Origin of the sequence: Gluconacetobacter aggeris (genome assembly GCF_014174395.1) — a bacterium.
GTDB classification, from domain to species: Bacteria; Pseudomonadota; Alphaproteobacteria; order Acetobacterales; family Acetobacteraceae; genus Gluconacetobacter; species Gluconacetobacter aggeris.
In genome coordinates this window covers 37,698-51,681 of the sequence record NZ_JABEQD010000017.1, presented here as the reverse complement: position 1 = coordinate 51,681, position 13,984 = coordinate 37,698, and the positions used below count along the sequence as shown (strand labels likewise).

At 68.0% G+C, this 13,984-nt stretch carries 15 protein-coding genes; 10 read left to right on the top strand and 5 right to left on the bottom strand.

Translation table 11 applies throughout. The annotated features are described in order from the left end of the window. Nucleotides 1–118: 118 nt before the first annotated feature. Entirely contained in the window at nucleotides 119–271 is a 153-nt protein-coding gene (locus tag HLH36_RS17585; protein ID WP_182987593.1) for a hypothetical protein, read from the bottom strand. Beyond that, nucleotides 268–1,698, bottom strand: a complete 1,431-nt coding sequence (argH, locus tag HLH36_RS17580) for an argininosuccinate lyase (protein ID WP_182987592.1) — start codon at nucleotides 1,696–1,698, stop codon at nucleotides 268–270. Before argH ends, HLH36_RS17585 begins: the two co-directional genes overlap by 4 nt. Nucleotides 1,699–1,701: 3 nt before the next feature. On the opposite strand from argH, the gene HLH36_RS17575 reads away from it, so the two are divergent. The 10 genes from HLH36_RS17575 to HLH36_RS17530 all read left to right on the top strand — a co-directional run bounded on the left by HLH36_RS17575 (nucleotide 1,702) and on the right by HLH36_RS17530 (nucleotide 11,155). Next, nucleotides 1,702–2,289: a TlpA family protein disulfide reductase gene (locus tag HLH36_RS17575; RefSeq protein WP_182987591.1), complete on the top strand. Its 588-nt coding sequence runs from the start codon at nucleotides 1,702–1,704 to the stop codon at nucleotides 2,287–2,289. A 74-nt stretch (nucleotides 2,290–2,363) separates the two neighbouring features. Continuing rightward, complete coding sequence (locus HLH36_RS17570; RefSeq protein ID WP_182987590.1) at nucleotides 2,364–3,140, top strand: N-formylglutamate amidohydrolase; 777 nt, start codon at nucleotides 2,364–2,366, stop codon at nucleotides 3,138–3,140. A 7-nt stretch (nucleotides 3,141–3,147) separates the two neighbouring features. Continuing rightward, complete coding sequence (locus tag HLH36_RS17565) at nucleotides 3,148–4,056, top strand: shikimate dehydrogenase (protein ID WP_182987589.1); 909 nt, start codon at nucleotides 3,148–3,150, stop codon at nucleotides 4,054–4,056. A gap of 2 nt (nucleotides 4,057–4,058) precedes the next feature. Further along, nucleotides 4,059–4,685, top strand: coding sequence for a dephospho-CoA kinase (gene coaE, locus HLH36_RS17560; protein WP_182987612.1), 627 nt, complete (start codon nucleotides 4,059–4,061; stop codon nucleotides 4,683–4,685). Beyond that, on the top strand, nucleotides 4,682–5,362 hold the full coding sequence (gene dnaQ / locus HLH36_RS17555) for a DNA polymerase III subunit epsilon (protein WP_182987588.1): 681 nt from the start codon (nucleotides 4,682–4,684) through the stop codon (nucleotides 5,360–5,362). The genes coaE and dnaQ overlap by 4 nt, the downstream gene beginning before the upstream one ends. Before the next feature lie 108 nt (nucleotides 5,363–5,470). Further along, a complete protein-coding gene (locus HLH36_RS17550) occupies nucleotides 5,471–7,792 on the top strand; it encodes an adenylate/guanylate cyclase domain-containing protein (RefSeq protein ID WP_182987587.1) in 2,322 nt (773 codons plus the stop codon). Beyond that, the gene (locus tag HLH36_RS17545) at nucleotides 7,789–8,658 is read left to right on the top strand and encodes an MlaE family ABC transporter permease (protein ID WP_182987586.1); all 870 of its coding nucleotides are present in this window, start codon (nucleotides 7,789–7,791) and stop codon (nucleotides 8,656–8,658) included. Before HLH36_RS17550 ends, HLH36_RS17545 begins: the two co-directional genes overlap by 4 nt. A gap of 3 nt (nucleotides 8,659–8,661) precedes the next feature. Continuing rightward, entirely contained in the window at nucleotides 8,662–9,357 is a 696-nt protein-coding gene (locus tag HLH36_RS17540) for an ABC transporter ATP-binding protein (protein ID WP_182987585.1), read from the top strand. Then, entirely contained in the window at nucleotides 9,357–10,313 is a 957-nt protein-coding gene (locus HLH36_RS17535) for an MlaD family protein (RefSeq protein ID WP_182987584.1), read from the top strand. The genes HLH36_RS17540 and HLH36_RS17535 overlap by 1 nt, the downstream gene beginning before the upstream one ends. After that, entirely contained in the window at nucleotides 10,310–11,155 is an 846-nt protein-coding gene (locus HLH36_RS17530) for a hypothetical protein (protein ID WP_246377013.1), read from the top strand. Before HLH36_RS17535 ends, HLH36_RS17530 begins: the two co-directional genes overlap by 4 nt. A gap of 81 nt (nucleotides 11,156–11,236) precedes the next feature. Here the strand turns inward: HLH36_RS17530 and HLH36_RS17525 are convergent, their stop codons facing one another. Genes HLH36_RS17525 through queC form a run of 3 tightly spaced genes read right to left on the bottom strand, consistent with a single transcriptional unit; the run spans nucleotide 11,237 to nucleotide 13,983 of the window. After that, nucleotides 11,237–12,718 carry a SulP family inorganic anion transporter gene (locus HLH36_RS17525; RefSeq protein ID WP_182987583.1) on the bottom strand — a complete coding sequence of 494 codons (1,482 nt, stop codon included), beginning with the start codon at nucleotides 12,716–12,718 and terminating at the stop codon, nucleotides 11,237–11,239. 7 nt (nucleotides 12,719–12,725) lie between these two features. Continuing rightward, nucleotides 12,726–13,253 carry a 6-pyruvoyl trahydropterin synthase family protein gene (locus HLH36_RS17520; RefSeq protein WP_182987582.1) on the bottom strand — a complete coding sequence of 176 codons (528 nt, stop codon included), beginning with the start codon at nucleotides 13,251–13,253 and terminating at the stop codon, nucleotides 12,726–12,728. Further along, nucleotides 13,246–13,983 carry a 7-cyano-7-deazaguanine synthase QueC gene (queC, locus tag HLH36_RS17515; protein WP_182987581.1) on the bottom strand — a complete coding sequence of 246 codons (738 nt, stop codon included), beginning with the start codon at nucleotides 13,981–13,983 and terminating at the stop codon, nucleotides 13,246–13,248. The genes HLH36_RS17520 and queC overlap by 8 nt, the downstream gene beginning before the upstream one ends. Nucleotide 13,984 lies beyond the last annotated feature (1 nt).

The window sequence follows — 13,984 nt, the reverse complement described above, 5'->3', positions numbered from 1 at the left end:
GGAAACGCGGGCTGGTGAGCGAGAGTGCCGCGAAGCGGCACGGCCTTGATGGTCGTGAGCACCGGCGCACAGCGGACGCGCGCCGGATCGCCACCAGCGCGCGTTTACGGCCACAAACTCAGTCGGGCATGGGGTAGGTGCGGGGATACGTCAAATGCGAGGCCGGGCCGGGGGCGGAGGGCGAGCCCTTCTTGCCGCAGGCCGCGAGGCCCGTCAGCAGCAGGGCGAGGCCCAGCATGGTGCCGACGGGACGCACGATGCGCCGGATCATGGCGTGTCGCCTAACGCGGCCAGCCAGCGTTCGGCCTGGGCGCGGACATTGTCGGGAGCGGTGCCGCCCTCGCTGGTGCGCGAGGCGAGCGAGGCCTCGACGGTGAGGACCGAGAAAATGTCCTGCGAGATGCCGGGCTCTTCGGCCTGCATGTCGGCCAGCGACAGGTCCGAGAGGTCCACGCCGCGGCTTTCGGCCAGTGCGACCAGGCGGCCGGTGACGTGGTGGGCGGTACGGAAGGGCAGTTTGAGCACCCGCACCAGCCAATCCGCGAGGTCGGTGGCGGTGGAGAAGCCGGAGCCGGCATAGGCGCGCATGCGATCGGTATTGGGCTTGAGGTCCCGGATCATGCCGTCGCAGGCCGCCAGCGACAGGGCCGCGGCATCGGTGGCGGCGAAGACGGGTTCCTTGTCTTCCTGCATGTCCTTGGCATAGGCCAGCGGCAGGCCCTTCATCACCGTCAGCAGCCCGACCAGCGCGCCCGTGATGCGGCCGATCTTGGCGCGCACCAATTCCGCCGCGTCGGGGTTGCGCTTCTGCGGCATGATCGAGGAGCCGGTGGTGAAGGCGTCGGACAGGCGGATGAAGGCGAACGGTGCCGAGCACCAGATCACGATTTCCTCCGACAGGCGTGACAGGTGCATGGCCATGATCGACAGCGCCGACAGATATTCCAGCGCGAAATCGCGATCGGACACGGCATCGAGCGAGTTGGCGGTGGGGCGGTCGAAGCCCAGCGCCCGCGCCGTCATGCGCCGGTCGATCGGGAAGGAGGTACCGGCCAGGGCGGCGGAGCCCAGCGGACATTCGTTCAGGCGGCGGCGGGTGTCGGCCAGGCGGCCGCGATCGCGGGCCAGCATTTCCACATAGGCCATCAGATGGTGGCCGAAGGTGACGGGCTGGGCGGTCTGCAGGTGGGTGAAGCCCGGCATCGGGTCGGCCGCGTGTTCGCGGGCGCGCCGGGAGAGAGCGCGCATCAGGGAGGCGATCTGCCCGTCCAGCCCGTCGATGGCGTCGCGCACCCAGAGGCGGAAATCGGTGGCCACCTGATCGTTGCGCGAGCGCGCGGTATGCAGGCGCTTGCCGGCCTCGCCGATCCGCTCGGACAGGCGGGCCTCGATATTCATGTGGATGTCTTCCAGCCGGGGGCTGAAATCGAACTGGCCGGCGGCGATCTCTTCGCCGATTCCGGTCAGGCCGCGACGGATCTCGGCTTCGTCCTCGGCGCTGATGATGCCGGTTCTGGCCAGCATTGCGGCGTGGGCCAGCGAGCCGGCGATATCCTGCCGCCACAGGGCCTTGTCGAAGCCGATCGAGGCGTTGATGTCCTGCATGATGGCCGATGGGCCGCCCGCGAACCGACCACCCCACTGGACATTCGCCCGTGCGGAGTCATTGTCGGTCGCATGTTCTTCGTTCACAGACATGCCATGCCCCAGATCCTGTCGAAAACCGTCGGTCGGCGAGCGTTGCTCGCAGATGGCGGCACCCTACTGGCCGCATGGGCCGGGTGCAATTCCATCCTTGCGCCGCCGGCGCGGGCCGAGGGGGCCGTGCCGGTGGATCTGCCGGCGCGTCGCACGACCGCGCCGCGCGCGCTGCCGGACCTGAGCTTTCTGGATGAAGGTGGGAGCACGCGGCATCTGGCCGACTGGCATGGCCGGATCGTGGTGCTGAATCTGTGGGCGACATGGTGCCAGCCCTGCGTCGCGGAGATGCCGGCGCTGGCGGCGCTGGCGCGGCAGGTCTCGCCCGAGGGCGATATCGCGGTGCTGCCGGTTTCGATCGATCATGGCGGAGTGGATCTGGTACGGCGATTCTATCGCAGCCATGCGATCGAGGGGCTGCGGATATTCTCTGACCCGCATATGCAGATCCCCACCGCGCTGCGCGAGGACGGGGTGCCGGTGACGCTGGTGATCGACCGGGCGGGGCGCGAGGTTCTGCGGATCGTCGGCCCGGTGCGCTGGGACCCTGCATCGGCGCCGGGCCGCCTGCATGCGTTGGCCGATGGGTGAGATGCGACGCCTTTCGTGATGCTGGGGCGCAGGGTAGAACCGGCGGGATCGGGTATCAGAAGAGGGACGAGACGATGGGGCAGAACGAACCGCTGCTGGGTGCGGGCGATCCGCAGCCGGTGCGGGTGCATGGCCGGACGGGCCCGTCGCCCTTCGTTCTGGTCAGCGACCATGCCGGGCGGGCCGTGCCGGCCCGGCTGGGCGATCTGGGCGTGCCGGCAGCCGAATGGGACCGGCATATCGCCTGGGATATCGGCATGGCCGGGATGGGGCGCCTGCTGGCCGAGCGGTTGGAGACGATCCTGATCGAGCAGGCTTATTCGCGCCTGGTGATCGACTGCAATCGCGCGCCGGGACACCCGACCTCGATCGTGCGGACCAGCGACGGAACGCCGGTGCCGGGGAATGCGGAACTGGACGCGGCGGCGGTGACGGAACGGGTGGAGCGGATTTTCCGGCCCTATCATGAGCGGATCACCGAGGAACTGGATTCACGGCAGGAAGCGGGGCAGCCGACGGTGCTGGTGTCGCTGCACAGTTTCACGCCCGAGATGGATGGCATCGCGCGGCCCTGGCATGCGGGCATCCTGCATAATCATGGACCGCGTTTCGGCCTGATCCTGAAGGATCTGCTGGAGCTGGAGCCTGGTCTGGTGGTCGGCGACAACGAGCCCTATGCGCTGACCGATACCAGCGACCATACGGTGCCGTTCCATGCCGAGGCGCGTGGCCTGCCGCACGTGGAACTGGAGATCCGGCAGGATCTGGTGGCCGATGCGGCGGGACAGCGGGAATGGGCTGACCGGCTGGCGCGGCTGCTGCCGCTGGCCTGGGCGCGATACACGGCGTGAGTGCGGTATGAGTGACGTGACGGATGCTTCTTCTTCGGCGCGGGTCGAGCCCGGCCGGCTGACGATTCGCGGGACGACCGGGCTGGCCGGGGTGATCGGCTGGCCGGTGGCCCATTCGCGCTCGCCGCTGCTGCATAATTTCTGGCTGGCCCGGTATGGCATCGATGGCGCCTATGTGCCGCTGCCGGTGCGGCCGGGCGCGTTCGAGGTTGCGGTGCATGGTCTGCGTGCAGCCGGATTCCGGGGAGCGAACGTGACCATTCCGCACAAGGAGGCGGCGTTCGCGATCGCCGACCGGCTGCATCGCTCGGCCGTGCGTTCCGGGTCGGTCAATACGCTGGTCTTTGCGCAGGATGGGACGATCGAAGCCCATTCGACCGATGGCGACGGATTCGTTGCCAGCCTGGAGGCGAAGGGCGTGGATGTGACGCGCGGGCCGGTGCTGCTGCTGGGAGCCGGGGGGGCTGCTCGGGCAGTTGCCGCCAGCCTGCTGGATCGCGGCGTGGCGGTCTCGGTCGCCAACCGCACCACCACCCGGGCCGTGGCGCTGGCGGAGGCGCTGTCGGTGGAGGGGCCGGCGCCGGTTTCGGTGATCGACTGGGCGGGCTGGACGGACCATCTGCCGGGTCACGCGCTGCTGGTGAACACCACGTCGCTGGGCATGCATGGCGGGCCGGGTGATGTGTTTACGCCCGACCTGACGCGTGCGCCGGATGACATGGTGGTGTCGGACATTGTTTATGTGCCGCGCATGACGCCGCTGCTGACGGCCGCGGTGTCGCGGGGACTGCGGGTTGTGGACGGTACCGGCATGCTGCTGCATCAGGCGCGGCTGGGCTTCAAATGCTGGTTCGGTGTCGATCCGGCGGTCGATGCCGAGATCCAGGCGCTGTTCGACGCCGACCTCGCGCGGTGACGATGCGCATTCTCGGCCTGACCGGCGGGATCGGGATGGGCAAGTCGACGGTGGCGCGGATGCTGCGGCGGGCCGGCTTTCCGGTGTTCGATGCCGATGCGGCGGTTCATGCGTTGCAGGCGCCGGGTGGCAGGGCGCTGCCGGCGATCGGGCGGCTGGTGCCCGGATCGGTGCGGGATGGGATGCTGGATCGCGCAGTGCTGCGGCGTGCGGCCGTCGCCGATCGGGCGGTCCTGAAGGGGCTGGAGCGCATCATTCACCCCATGGTGCGGCAGGAGCGCGACCGTTTTCTGGCGCGGGCGCGGCGGGCGGGCCATTCCTGGGCGGTGCTGGATGTGCCGTTGCTGTTCGAAACCGGGGGCGACAGGTTGTGCGACCGGGTGGCCGTGGTTTCGGCGCCGCCGGAGGTGCAGGCCTATCGGGTGGCCAGGCGGCGGGGCATGGCGCCGGCCGAAGTGGCGGCGGTGATCGCGCGCCAGATGCCCGATCGGGAGAAGCGGCGCCGGGCGGACGATGTGATCCGCACCGGCCTGTCGCGGAATGATACCATGCGCCGGGTGCGGCGGCTGGTCGCGCGGCTGCGCGCGGAAGATGGCATGCGGCTGCGCGCGGAAGGAAAAACGCCATGAAGCGATCGATCCTGTTCGATACCGAAACCACCGGTCTGGACCCGAAGAAAGGGGACCGGGTGATCGAGATCGCTGCCCTGGAACTGATCGACGATCTACCGACCGGGGAACATTTCCGGGTGCTGATCCATCCGGAGCGGGACATTCCGGAGGAAGCGACGAAGGTTCACGGCTTTACGCTGGCGGATCTGGAAGGCAAGCCGCGGTTTCATGAAATCGCAGACGAATTCCTGACTTTTATCGGACAGGACGAGATGATCGCGCATAATGCGCGCTTCGATTTCGGCTTCCTGAACGCGGAGCTGGAGCGTGCCGGCCGGCCGGTGCTGTCGCTGGACCGGATGGTCGATACGCTGGATATCGCGCGCGAACGCTATCCCGGCCTGCCCAACAGCCTGGACGCGCTGTGCCGGCGTTTCTCGATCGACCTGTCGGCGCGCACCACGCATAACGCGCTGCTCGATTGCCGCCTGCTGGCCGAGGTCTATCTGGAACTGATGGGGGGCCGGCAGCGCGGGTTGGGCCTGATGGTCGAGGATGGGGGAGGCGGCCCGGCCGCGTACAGCTACGAGCGCGTGATCGGTCGCACGCCCCGGCCGATCGTGCCGTCACCTGAGGAACTGGCGGCGCACAGCCGTTTTCTGGAAAAGCTCAAGGAGCCGATCTGGTTTGCGTGACCGTGGATGGCAGACACGCATCTGGCGGGTTGGTTTTTGTGTTGACGGTAGCCTATCCTGGTGGAGCAGCCGTTGTGCGCTCTGGGCCAACAGACCGGGAAGAGATCATTGAACGCTGACGAAATCGTGGACCCCGCCGATGCCCGTTCGGACCAGGTCAGGCGGTTTCTGCTGCATGTCGGTGTTCCCATCTTCGGCGTCGTGCTGGTGGTTGCGGTCATCGGCGGGATCGCCCTGCATTCGTACCGGTCGATCCGATCCGGGGCGCTGGCGCTGACCCATGACCTGCTGGTCAGCGAGCAGAATTATATCGCGCAGGAAGTGGGCGATTATCTGGGGCCGGCCACGGCGGGGACGGTGATCGCGCGCGACATGCTGGAGCATGGGTCGCAGACGGCGATCATCAAGATCTTCAATTCCTATGGCGGCAGCATGCTGCGGCACGTGCCGCAGGTCCATTCCTTCTACCTGGCCGATTCCGAGGGACATTTCGACCTGATCGAGCGCGACCCCAAGGGCAAGGGGCTGGAGACGACGCAACTGACCGGCGAGGAGGCGGGGGCGCAGTTCGTCCATCAGTTCTACGACGAGAAGGGCGGAGTGTTGCGCAACGAGAGCAATCCGACCGGTGATTACGACCCGCGGACCCGCGACTGGTTCAGGGGGGCGACCGAATCCGGCAAGCTGTACTGGTCGGCGCCCTATCTGATCACCCAGACGGGCCAGATGATCATTACGGCCTCGATCGCCTATCAGGGGCAGGATGGCCGCCGGTTCGTCTTTGCCGTCAACCTGTCGATGAACGAGCTGACGAATTTTCTGGATTCGCTGCAGATCGGCAAGAGCGGCCATGCGCTGATCCTCGACCAGGACGGGCATCTTCTGGCCGGCCGGCACATGCTGGACGTGGCGAAGAAGGCGAACTGGGACCCGGCGAAGATGGTGCTCGACCCCCGGAGCTACCCGGTGCTGGCGCAGGCGTTCGATGTCTATCGCGTGCAGGGCTATGGTCCGCATTCGATCCGCAGCCGCAAGCGCAACTTCGTCACCATGGCGGCGCCCCTGCCGTCGACGGCGAAGAAATGGGTGTTGATCCTGGTTGCGCCGGAAAGCGATTTTGCGAATTTCGCGATGGTGGACGGCCGGCAGAACTTGATGTTCTCGCTGCTGATCGTCGCCCTTGCGGCCGTGCTGGGGGCGTTGCTGTTCCGCCAGGGGCGGCGGACCGATCGCGTGTCGGCGGAGTTGGAGGGACTGCGCGCGATCTCGGGGCGTGAGAGCCAGATGCTCCGCACGGTGGCCAGCTATCCGGCGCTGTTCGACCCGACCGACGAGGCGCTGATCCTGACGCGCGGGCTGGCGGAGATGGCGTCGGCCCGGCGGGCATCGGTGTGGCGCCTGATGCATGACGGGGCCACGCTGCTGTGCGTCGATTCCTATGATTCGCGCCATGATGCCCATTCGGGCGGTTTCGAACTGTCGCGCAACGATCTTCAGGCCTTCTTCGACCTGGTGGCGCATGGCGATGCGATCACGGTGCCCGATGCAGGGTCCGATGAGCGGACTGTCAGTTTTTATCGGCTGTTCATGCGGACCTTCGGCAGTCGCAGCCTGTTCCTGGCGCCGATCCTGGGGGCTTCGGGGCCGGTCGGGATGATCACGCTGGAGGATGCGTCGCGTGCCGGTCTGGTATCGCATTTCGTGGCCATGATCGCGGGCGTCGTGGCGGCGCGATTCTCCGCCCAGCATTACAGTGCCGTGACGGCGGCAGCCGAAGAACTGGCCGGGCCGCCGGCCGAGGAAGCCGAGCATTCGCTGGGTGACGGATTCCTGATTCCGCCGGGCAGTACCCAGCATGATGGGCAGGGCGGCGTGGTGGAAGGGCTGTTCCCGGCCGTGGCGGTGATGGTGATTACCTTTGCCGACATCATCACCTCGTCGCGTGACGATCCGGCGCGAATCATCGCGCTGGTCGAGGCGCTGGCGGTCCAGCTTCAGACCGTGGCGCGGGATTACGGCCTGTATTCGATCAAGATGCTGGGCCATCGGCTGGTCTGCGTGGCAGGCTGTTCGCATACCCCCGACCCCGGTGCGGCCGAACGGATGGCGAATGCGGCGCTGGTGATGCGCGAGGCGTCGCTGTCGATCCTGTCGCGCGCGGATCTGGACCCGGTCTTTCGCATGGGGATCGATGTCGGACCGGTTTTCGGCGGCCTGCTGGGCGAGGACCCGAAGGTTTTCAACCTGTGGGGCGATGCCATCGGCATGGCCGAGATGATGGCCCAGGGCGCGCCCGATGTCGGCACTATCCAGGTGTCGGAGGAGGTTTATCAGATCCTGCGCGGGCGGTTCCTGTTCCGTGAACGGGGGCGTTTCTTCGTGCCGCATGCGGGCATGACGCGCACGTACGTGCTGGCGGGGCGGCGATGACGGCCGCGCCGGTACCATCCGACGCGCCGGGGGACAGCCCGCCGGACAGTCGGTCGGGTTGGCTGATGTCGATCCTGGGGCGCGTTCGTCCGGTGCTGGCGTGGGTCGGCCGTCTGACGCGCCATCAGGTGCGGTTCGTGCTGGCGCTGGTGGGCGCGGCCTGGGGGGTAGTGCGCGAGAGCGTGCGCCCCAATTCCTGGCGGCGGACCGTGCGCGAGGAATTCCGCCAGTGCCTGCGCCAGGTGGTAGGCGGCGGGCTGTTGAGTACGATGGTCACCGCCACGCTGGCGGGTCTGATGGTGGTGTCGCAGGCGGTCTACTGGCTTGGTTTTGCCGGTATGGCGCAGATGACCGGCTCGATCCTGGTGTCGGTGCTGGTGCGCGAGATCTCGCCGGTACTGGTCGGAATCATCCTGCTGGGGCGTAGCGGGATGCTGGTCCTGACGGAGATCGGCATCCTGACGCTGGGGGGGCAGATCCGGGCGTTGCAGGCGCAGGGTATGGACCCGTTCCTGCTGCTGGTCCTGCCGCGTACCTTCGCGTTCATGGTCGGCGGCTTTACGCTGGGTATCCTGTTCGCCACCATATCGCTGCTGATGGGCTTCATCATTACCCACTCGGCGGGTGTGATCACGACCTCGGTGTGGACGTTCTTCGCCAATGTGCTGATGGCGATGTCATCGTGGGATTTCCTGGTCATTCCGCTGAAATTCATCCTGGTCGGCTTCTTCGTCGGGTTGGGGGCCTGCATGACCGGGCTGCTGGTGGATGCGGACGACACGATCGCGACGCTGATGCCGCGCGGGTTCGCGCGGGGGATCATGACGGTGCTGGTCGTCAATATCCTGTTCAGCATGGGGGGCTGAGCCATGGCGCAAGATGGACCGATTCTGGACATTCGCGCCGCACAGCCTTCATTCGACGAAAGCGGCATGGCCCCGGTGCCGGTCGACCTGCGGCTGATGCCCGGTGATTGCGCCGTCATCGAATGCCGGGATTTCACGCGGGCTACGCTGTTTGCCGACCTGTGCAGCGGCATGGTCGCCCTGGCATCGGGCAGCGTACGGTTCATGGGGCTGGACTGGATGGAACTGGGGGACCGGCAGCTTTATGCCCTGCGTGGACGAATCGGGCGGATCACCCGGCGCGGGTCATGGCTGGACCTGTTCGGCACGCACCAGAACATCATCCTCCAGCAACTGCATCATACCACCCGTCCGACCGGCGACGTGGTGGCGGATGCGATGAAGCTTGGCATGATCTTCGGTTTTCCGGGCCTGCCCGTGACCAGTCCGGGGCGCCTGTCCGTGTCCGATCTGGCGCGGGCAGCCTGTGTGCGGGCTTTTCTGGGCCGGCCTGACCTGCTGGTGCTGGAAGACATTTCCGACATGCTGCCGCCCGATGCGACGGTGGCGTTTCTGGAGGCGATCACTGCGGCCCGTGACCGGGGGGCTGCCGTGATGTGGTTCGTGCGCCATGCCGCGACCTGGGCCGATTACCGGCCGGCGGTGAATGTTCATTTGCGCCTTCTCGATGAAGGCCTTTTCCCGGTGCGGGGGGGCTGATGGCCAAGGATCAAGTGAAGGGCCTGACACGGCAACTGGTGCGCGTGCGATATGCCGACGAATGGGTCGGGCTGCTGGTGCTGCTGGCGCTGCTGATCTGTTCGGCCGCCGTGATCGAGGCGGGCATCCTGCATAACTGGCTGACACCGGCCGGCCGGTTGCAGATCGTCCTGCCCGATGGCGGCGTCAGCGGCCTGTCGCCGGGAGACGACGTCGAGGTGGTGGGCATTCGTGCCGGCACCATCCGGCGCATCCGCATCAATCCGGCGGGCGGCATGTATGCGGTTGCGGATATCGATCCGGATATCGAGCCTTTCATCCGCCGCGACAGTACCGCCACCATCCGGCGGCGGTTCGTGGTGGCCGGGGCGAACTATATCGACATCACGCGTGGCACCGGGCAGCCGATGGACTGGCATTACGCGGTGCTGACAGCGCACCCCGCACCCAATCCGGCCGACATGGTTACCCAGACCTTTGCCGATATCCGTGCGCGCGTCCTGCCGGTGCTGGACAGTGCGCAGCACATGATGTCGATGCTGGATGCCACGATTACCGACCTGCATGCCGGCAAGGGTTCTGCCGGGCAACTGATGACCAACGACAAGCTGGTGCGCGAGGCCGAGACGCTGGTCGCATCCCTGAACGATGCCGTCACCCGGTTGACGCCGATCGAGCGGCAATTGTCCGGGGTCATGGCGAAGGCCGATGCCAGCATGGCCAATGTCCGTGCCATGTCCGCCGACCTGCGCAAGGCGAGCCCGAGCATGCCCGCGATCACCCGCAACCTGCAGGAGACATCGGCCGAACTGCCGGTGTTGCTGACGCAGGCGCAGACGACTGCCGCCAGCCTGCAGAAGCTGACGGACCAACTGCGCAGCCTGTGGCTGTTGGGTGGCGGCGGGGCGAAGGTGCCGCCCTCGAACCGCCTGCCGGCCGGGAGGATCGCGCCATGATGGGTGGATGCGGGCGGGCTGCCCTGCTGCTGGTGCTGGCCATGCCGGTGCTGGCCGGGTGCGGCGGCAAGGCGGCGCCGGCCGGCGATGCGGTGCTGGAACAGGCGATGGATGTGGGGCATCAATCGGCGGGGCTGGACCGGTTGACGGTCGCGGAAGCGCAGTACCGGCTGGCGGGCACGCGCGCGCTGGCGCGGGACGATGCCGGGGCGATCGGCGATGCGGGGTATAATCTGGCGGTGGTGCAACTGGCGCAGGGTCGCCCGGCCGATGCGCTCTCCACCATTGCGGCCACGCGTGCCGCAATGGCGGTGCGGGGGCGTCTGGGCACCGATGCCGGGCTGGACCTGACGCAGGCGGCCGCCCTGCACCGCCTGTCGCGGGATGACGAGGCGGTGCCGCTGGCCGCCGGTGCGATGGCGAGCCCCGATCCGGCGATTGCCGAACAGGCCAGTCTGCTGACCGGATTGATCGCGGACGCGCGGGGCGACAGGGCGACGCTGGCGCAGGCGGTGGCGCATCTGGCGCACCCGCACCCCGTGCCGGCCAAATGGCAGGCGGACGAGGATGAATTGCAGGCCCGGCTGAGGCTGGCCCAGGACCCGGTCGCGGCGCGGGAACTGGCTGTTCATGCCGCCGATCTGCGGCGCCAGCTTGTGGATTATCGCGGCATGGCGCGGGCGCTGACCCTGGCCGCCCGCGCGGCGGGGCGGGCAGGTGATTCCGGTGGGGCTGCGGCTCTGTCGCTTCAGGCCGCGCAGAGCCAGCACGCGCAATCGGCCAGCGCGCCGATCGTCACCGGGGCGCCGGACCCGTTTGCGGAGCCGGCCCCGCCGAGCTGAGGCGTGTGGTGCCTCACGGAACCGGACTGGAAATGTGGGCTGGTGAGCAGCCGCGGCCAGCCCGCATTCATAGCCCGCTTCTCAGGTCTGGGGCGCGACGCTGAGATCTGAATGGCGATCGATCAGTGTGGCGCTGGCGCTGTTGAGGCCCAGAAGTTCGACGGTCAGGCCATGGCTTTCCATGCGTGCGACGATGTCGCGCAGGGTGCCGACGGCCGTGATGTCCCAGAAATGGGCGTGGCGCAGGTCGATGCGGATATGGCGGGCGGTGTCGCGCGTATCGAACCCCTCGGCGAACAGGTCGGCCGAGGCGAAGAAGATCTGGCCCGTCACGCTGTAGGTGCGGGTGTCGCCGGCGGCGTCGTAGTGCGCTTCGACGGTGACCAGGCGTGAGACGCTGGCGGCGAAGAACAGGCCGCTGAGCAGCACGCCCACCAGCACGCCCGCCGCCAGATTGTGGGTTGCCACCACCACCGCCACGGTTGCCAGCATGACCAGGCTGGCCCCGCGCGGGTGGGTGCGCAGGTCCCGCAGCGACGACCAGGAGAAGGTGCTGGCCGAGACCATGATCATGATCGCCACCAGGGCGGCGACCGGCACCCGGGCCACCCACGGCCGGAGCGCCACCATCATCAGCAGCAGGAACGCCCCGGCGACGAAGGTCGACAGCCGGCCGCGCCCGCCATAGCGCAGATTGCCCACCGTCTGGCCGATCATGCCGCAGCCGGCGATGCCGCCGAACAGGCCGGCGGCAAGGTTGGCCAGCCCGAGCCCGACGCATTCCGTGCGCTTGCTGCTGTGGGTTTCGGTCATGTCGTCCACCACGCTGGCGGTCATCATCGATTCCAGCAGGCCGACCATCGCCATGGCGGCGGCGAAGGGCAGGATGATTTCCAGCGTGGACAGGGACAAGGGCACTTGCGGCCAGACCAGATGCGGCAGGCTGTCGGGCAGGCGGCCCAGATCGGCCACCGTGTGCACCGGCATGGGCCACAGGGTGGCGACGGTCGTGAGTGCCAGGATGCAGACCAGGGGCGAGGGGATGGCGGTGAACAGGCGCGGCATGCCGTAGATGATGGCCAGGCCCAGCGCGATCATGGCGTAGGTGTGCCATGTCACATGGAGCATGTGCGGCAGTTGCGCCGAGAAGATCAGGATGGCCAGCGCGTTGACGAAGCCGGTGCGGACCGGGCGGGAGACGTAGCGCATCAGCAGGTGCAGTCGTGCCGCGCCGGCCAGCATCTGCAACAGGCCGGCCAGCAGGGTGGCGGCCAGCAGGTATTGCACGCCGTGCGCGCGCACCAGCGCCGCCGCCACCAGCGCGACCGAGCCGGCGGCGCCGGAGATCATCGCCGGGCGGCCGCCGGCGATGGCGATGACGACGCTGATGACGAACGATGCGTAGAGCCCGACCTCCGGGTCGACCCCGGCGGCGAAGGAGAAGGCGATGACTTCGGGGATCAGGGCGAAGGTGCCGACCATGCCGGCCAGGATTTCGCGCACCGGATTGGCCAGCCATTCGGCGCGGTAGCGGGCGAAACCGGCGAGGGGTGATGCGGCCATCGGTGCTTCAGGCATCGGCAATGCTGTCGTCGGCGCGCCGCCACCAGCAGTCGGTCGCGGGGCGCGGGGTCGGGAGCGCCTCCAGCGGGTCGCCCTCGTAGCGGACGGTGTTGGTCGGGGTTTCCTGCAAGGTGATCTCGGCGCAGCGCAGCAGGCCGCCATCGTCGTCCAGCAGCGCGTTCAGCTTGGCCATCATCAGGCAGGCCATCAGTTCGGTGGTCGGGTCGCCCGGGGTGACCACGATGCGGCGGGCACGTTCGGGCTCGTGCGCGCGGAACCAGGCCAGCAGCGGGTCGTCCTCGGCCAGTTGCAGGGCATGGTCCAGCCGTTCGTCCACGAAACGGTGCCAGCGCGACTTGGCGCGCTGGAAGGAGACGACCATGTTGCCGGACCCGTCCAGCGGGCGGGGCGCGGTGGGGCGCAGGCGCACGGCGACGAATTCGTTGTGGCCATGGGGCAGGGCGCAGCTTTCGCTGGCGCCGTGGATCAGCCGGTGGCCCATGGAGAAGCGGCGGGTGAAGACCAGATCAAGCATCGGCGCGACCCGCCATGTAGCGCTCCCACCCGGCGCGGCGCAGGTCGCAGGCGGGGCAGGTGCCGCAGCCATGGCCCCACGGGTGCATCGTCTCGCGCGTGCCCAGATAGCAGCTATGACTCTCGCGGTTGATCAGCGCGACCAGCTCTGGACCGCCCAGGCTCTCGGCCAGGCGCCAGGTATCGGCCTTGTCGATCCACATCAGTGGCGTATGCAGGACCAGCCGGCTGGCCATGCCCAGGTTCAGCGCCACCTGCATGGCCTTGATCGTGTCGTCGCGGCAGTCGGGGTAGCCGGAATAATCGGTCTCGCACATGCCGCCGATGATGTGCCGCGCGCCCCGGCGGGCGGCCAGGGCGGCGGCGAAGGTCAGGAAGATGAGGTTGCGGCCGGGCACGAAGGTGCTGGGCAGGCCGTTCTCGTTCATCGTGATGGCGGCGTCGCGGGTCAGCGCGGTGTCGGAGACCGCGCCTAGCGCGTCGAGCGCCAGCGTATGGTCCTCCCCCAGCCGGGCCGCCCAGGCGGGATCGTGCGCCGCCATGCCCGCGCGCAACGTATCGCGGCATTCCAGTTCCACCGCGTGGCGCTGGCCGTAGGCGAAGCCCAGTGTTTCGACCCGGCCGAAGCGCGACAATGCCCACGCCAGGCAGGTCGCGGAATCCTGGCCGCCGGAGAACAGCACGATCGCGCTTTCCTGTTGCGGGTCGGCGGGGGTCAGCGATGCGGCCATA

Bases quoted from the DNA above. Each gene is read 5' to 3' on its own strand.
- HLH36_RS17585 (WP_182987593.1), bottom strand. From the start codon at position 271: ATGATCCGGCGCATCGTGCGTCCCGTCGGCACCATGCTGGGCCTCGCC.
- argH (WP_182987592.1), bottom strand. From the start codon at position 1,698: ATGTCTGTGAACGAAGAACATGCGACCGACAATGACTCCGCACGGGCG.
- HLH36_RS17575 (WP_182987591.1), top strand. From the start codon at position 1,702: ATGCCCCAGATCCTGTCGAAAACCGTCGGTCGGCGAGCGTTGCTCGCA.
- HLH36_RS17570 (WP_182987590.1), top strand. From the start codon at position 2,364: ATGGGGCAGAACGAACCGCTGCTGGGTGCGGGCGATCCGCAGCCGGTG.
- HLH36_RS17565 (WP_182987589.1), top strand. From the start codon at position 3,148: ATGAGTGACGTGACGGATGCTTCTTCTTCGGCGCGGGTCGAGCCCGGC.
- coaE (WP_182987612.1), top strand. From the start codon at position 4,059: ATGCGCATTCTCGGCCTGACCGGCGGGATCGGGATGGGCAAGTCGACG.
- dnaQ (WP_182987588.1), top strand. From the start codon at position 4,682: ATGAAGCGATCGATCCTGTTCGATACCGAAACCACCGGTCTGGACCCG.
- HLH36_RS17545 (WP_182987586.1), top strand. From the start codon at position 7,789: ATGACGGCCGCGCCGGTACCATCCGACGCGCCGGGGGACAGCCCGCCG.
- HLH36_RS17540 (WP_182987585.1), top strand. From the start codon at position 8,662: ATGGCGCAAGATGGACCGATTCTGGACATTCGCGCCGCACAGCCTTCA.
- HLH36_RS17535 (WP_182987584.1), top strand. From the start codon at position 9,357: ATGGCCAAGGATCAAGTGAAGGGCCTGACACGGCAACTGGTGCGCGTG.
- HLH36_RS17530 (WP_246377013.1), top strand. From the start codon at position 10,310: ATGATGGGTGGATGCGGGCGGGCTGCCCTGCTGCTGGTGCTGGCCATG.
- HLH36_RS17525 (WP_182987583.1), bottom strand. From the start codon at position 12,718: ATGGCCGCATCACCCCTCGCCGGTTTCGCCCGCTACCGCGCCGAATGG.
- HLH36_RS17520 (WP_182987582.1), bottom strand. From the start codon at position 13,253: ATGCTTGATCTGGTCTTCACCCGCCGCTTCTCCATGGGCCACCGGCTG.
- queC (WP_182987581.1), bottom strand. From the start codon at position 13,983: ATGGCCGCATCGCTGACCCCCGCCGACCCGCAACAGGAAAGCGCGATC.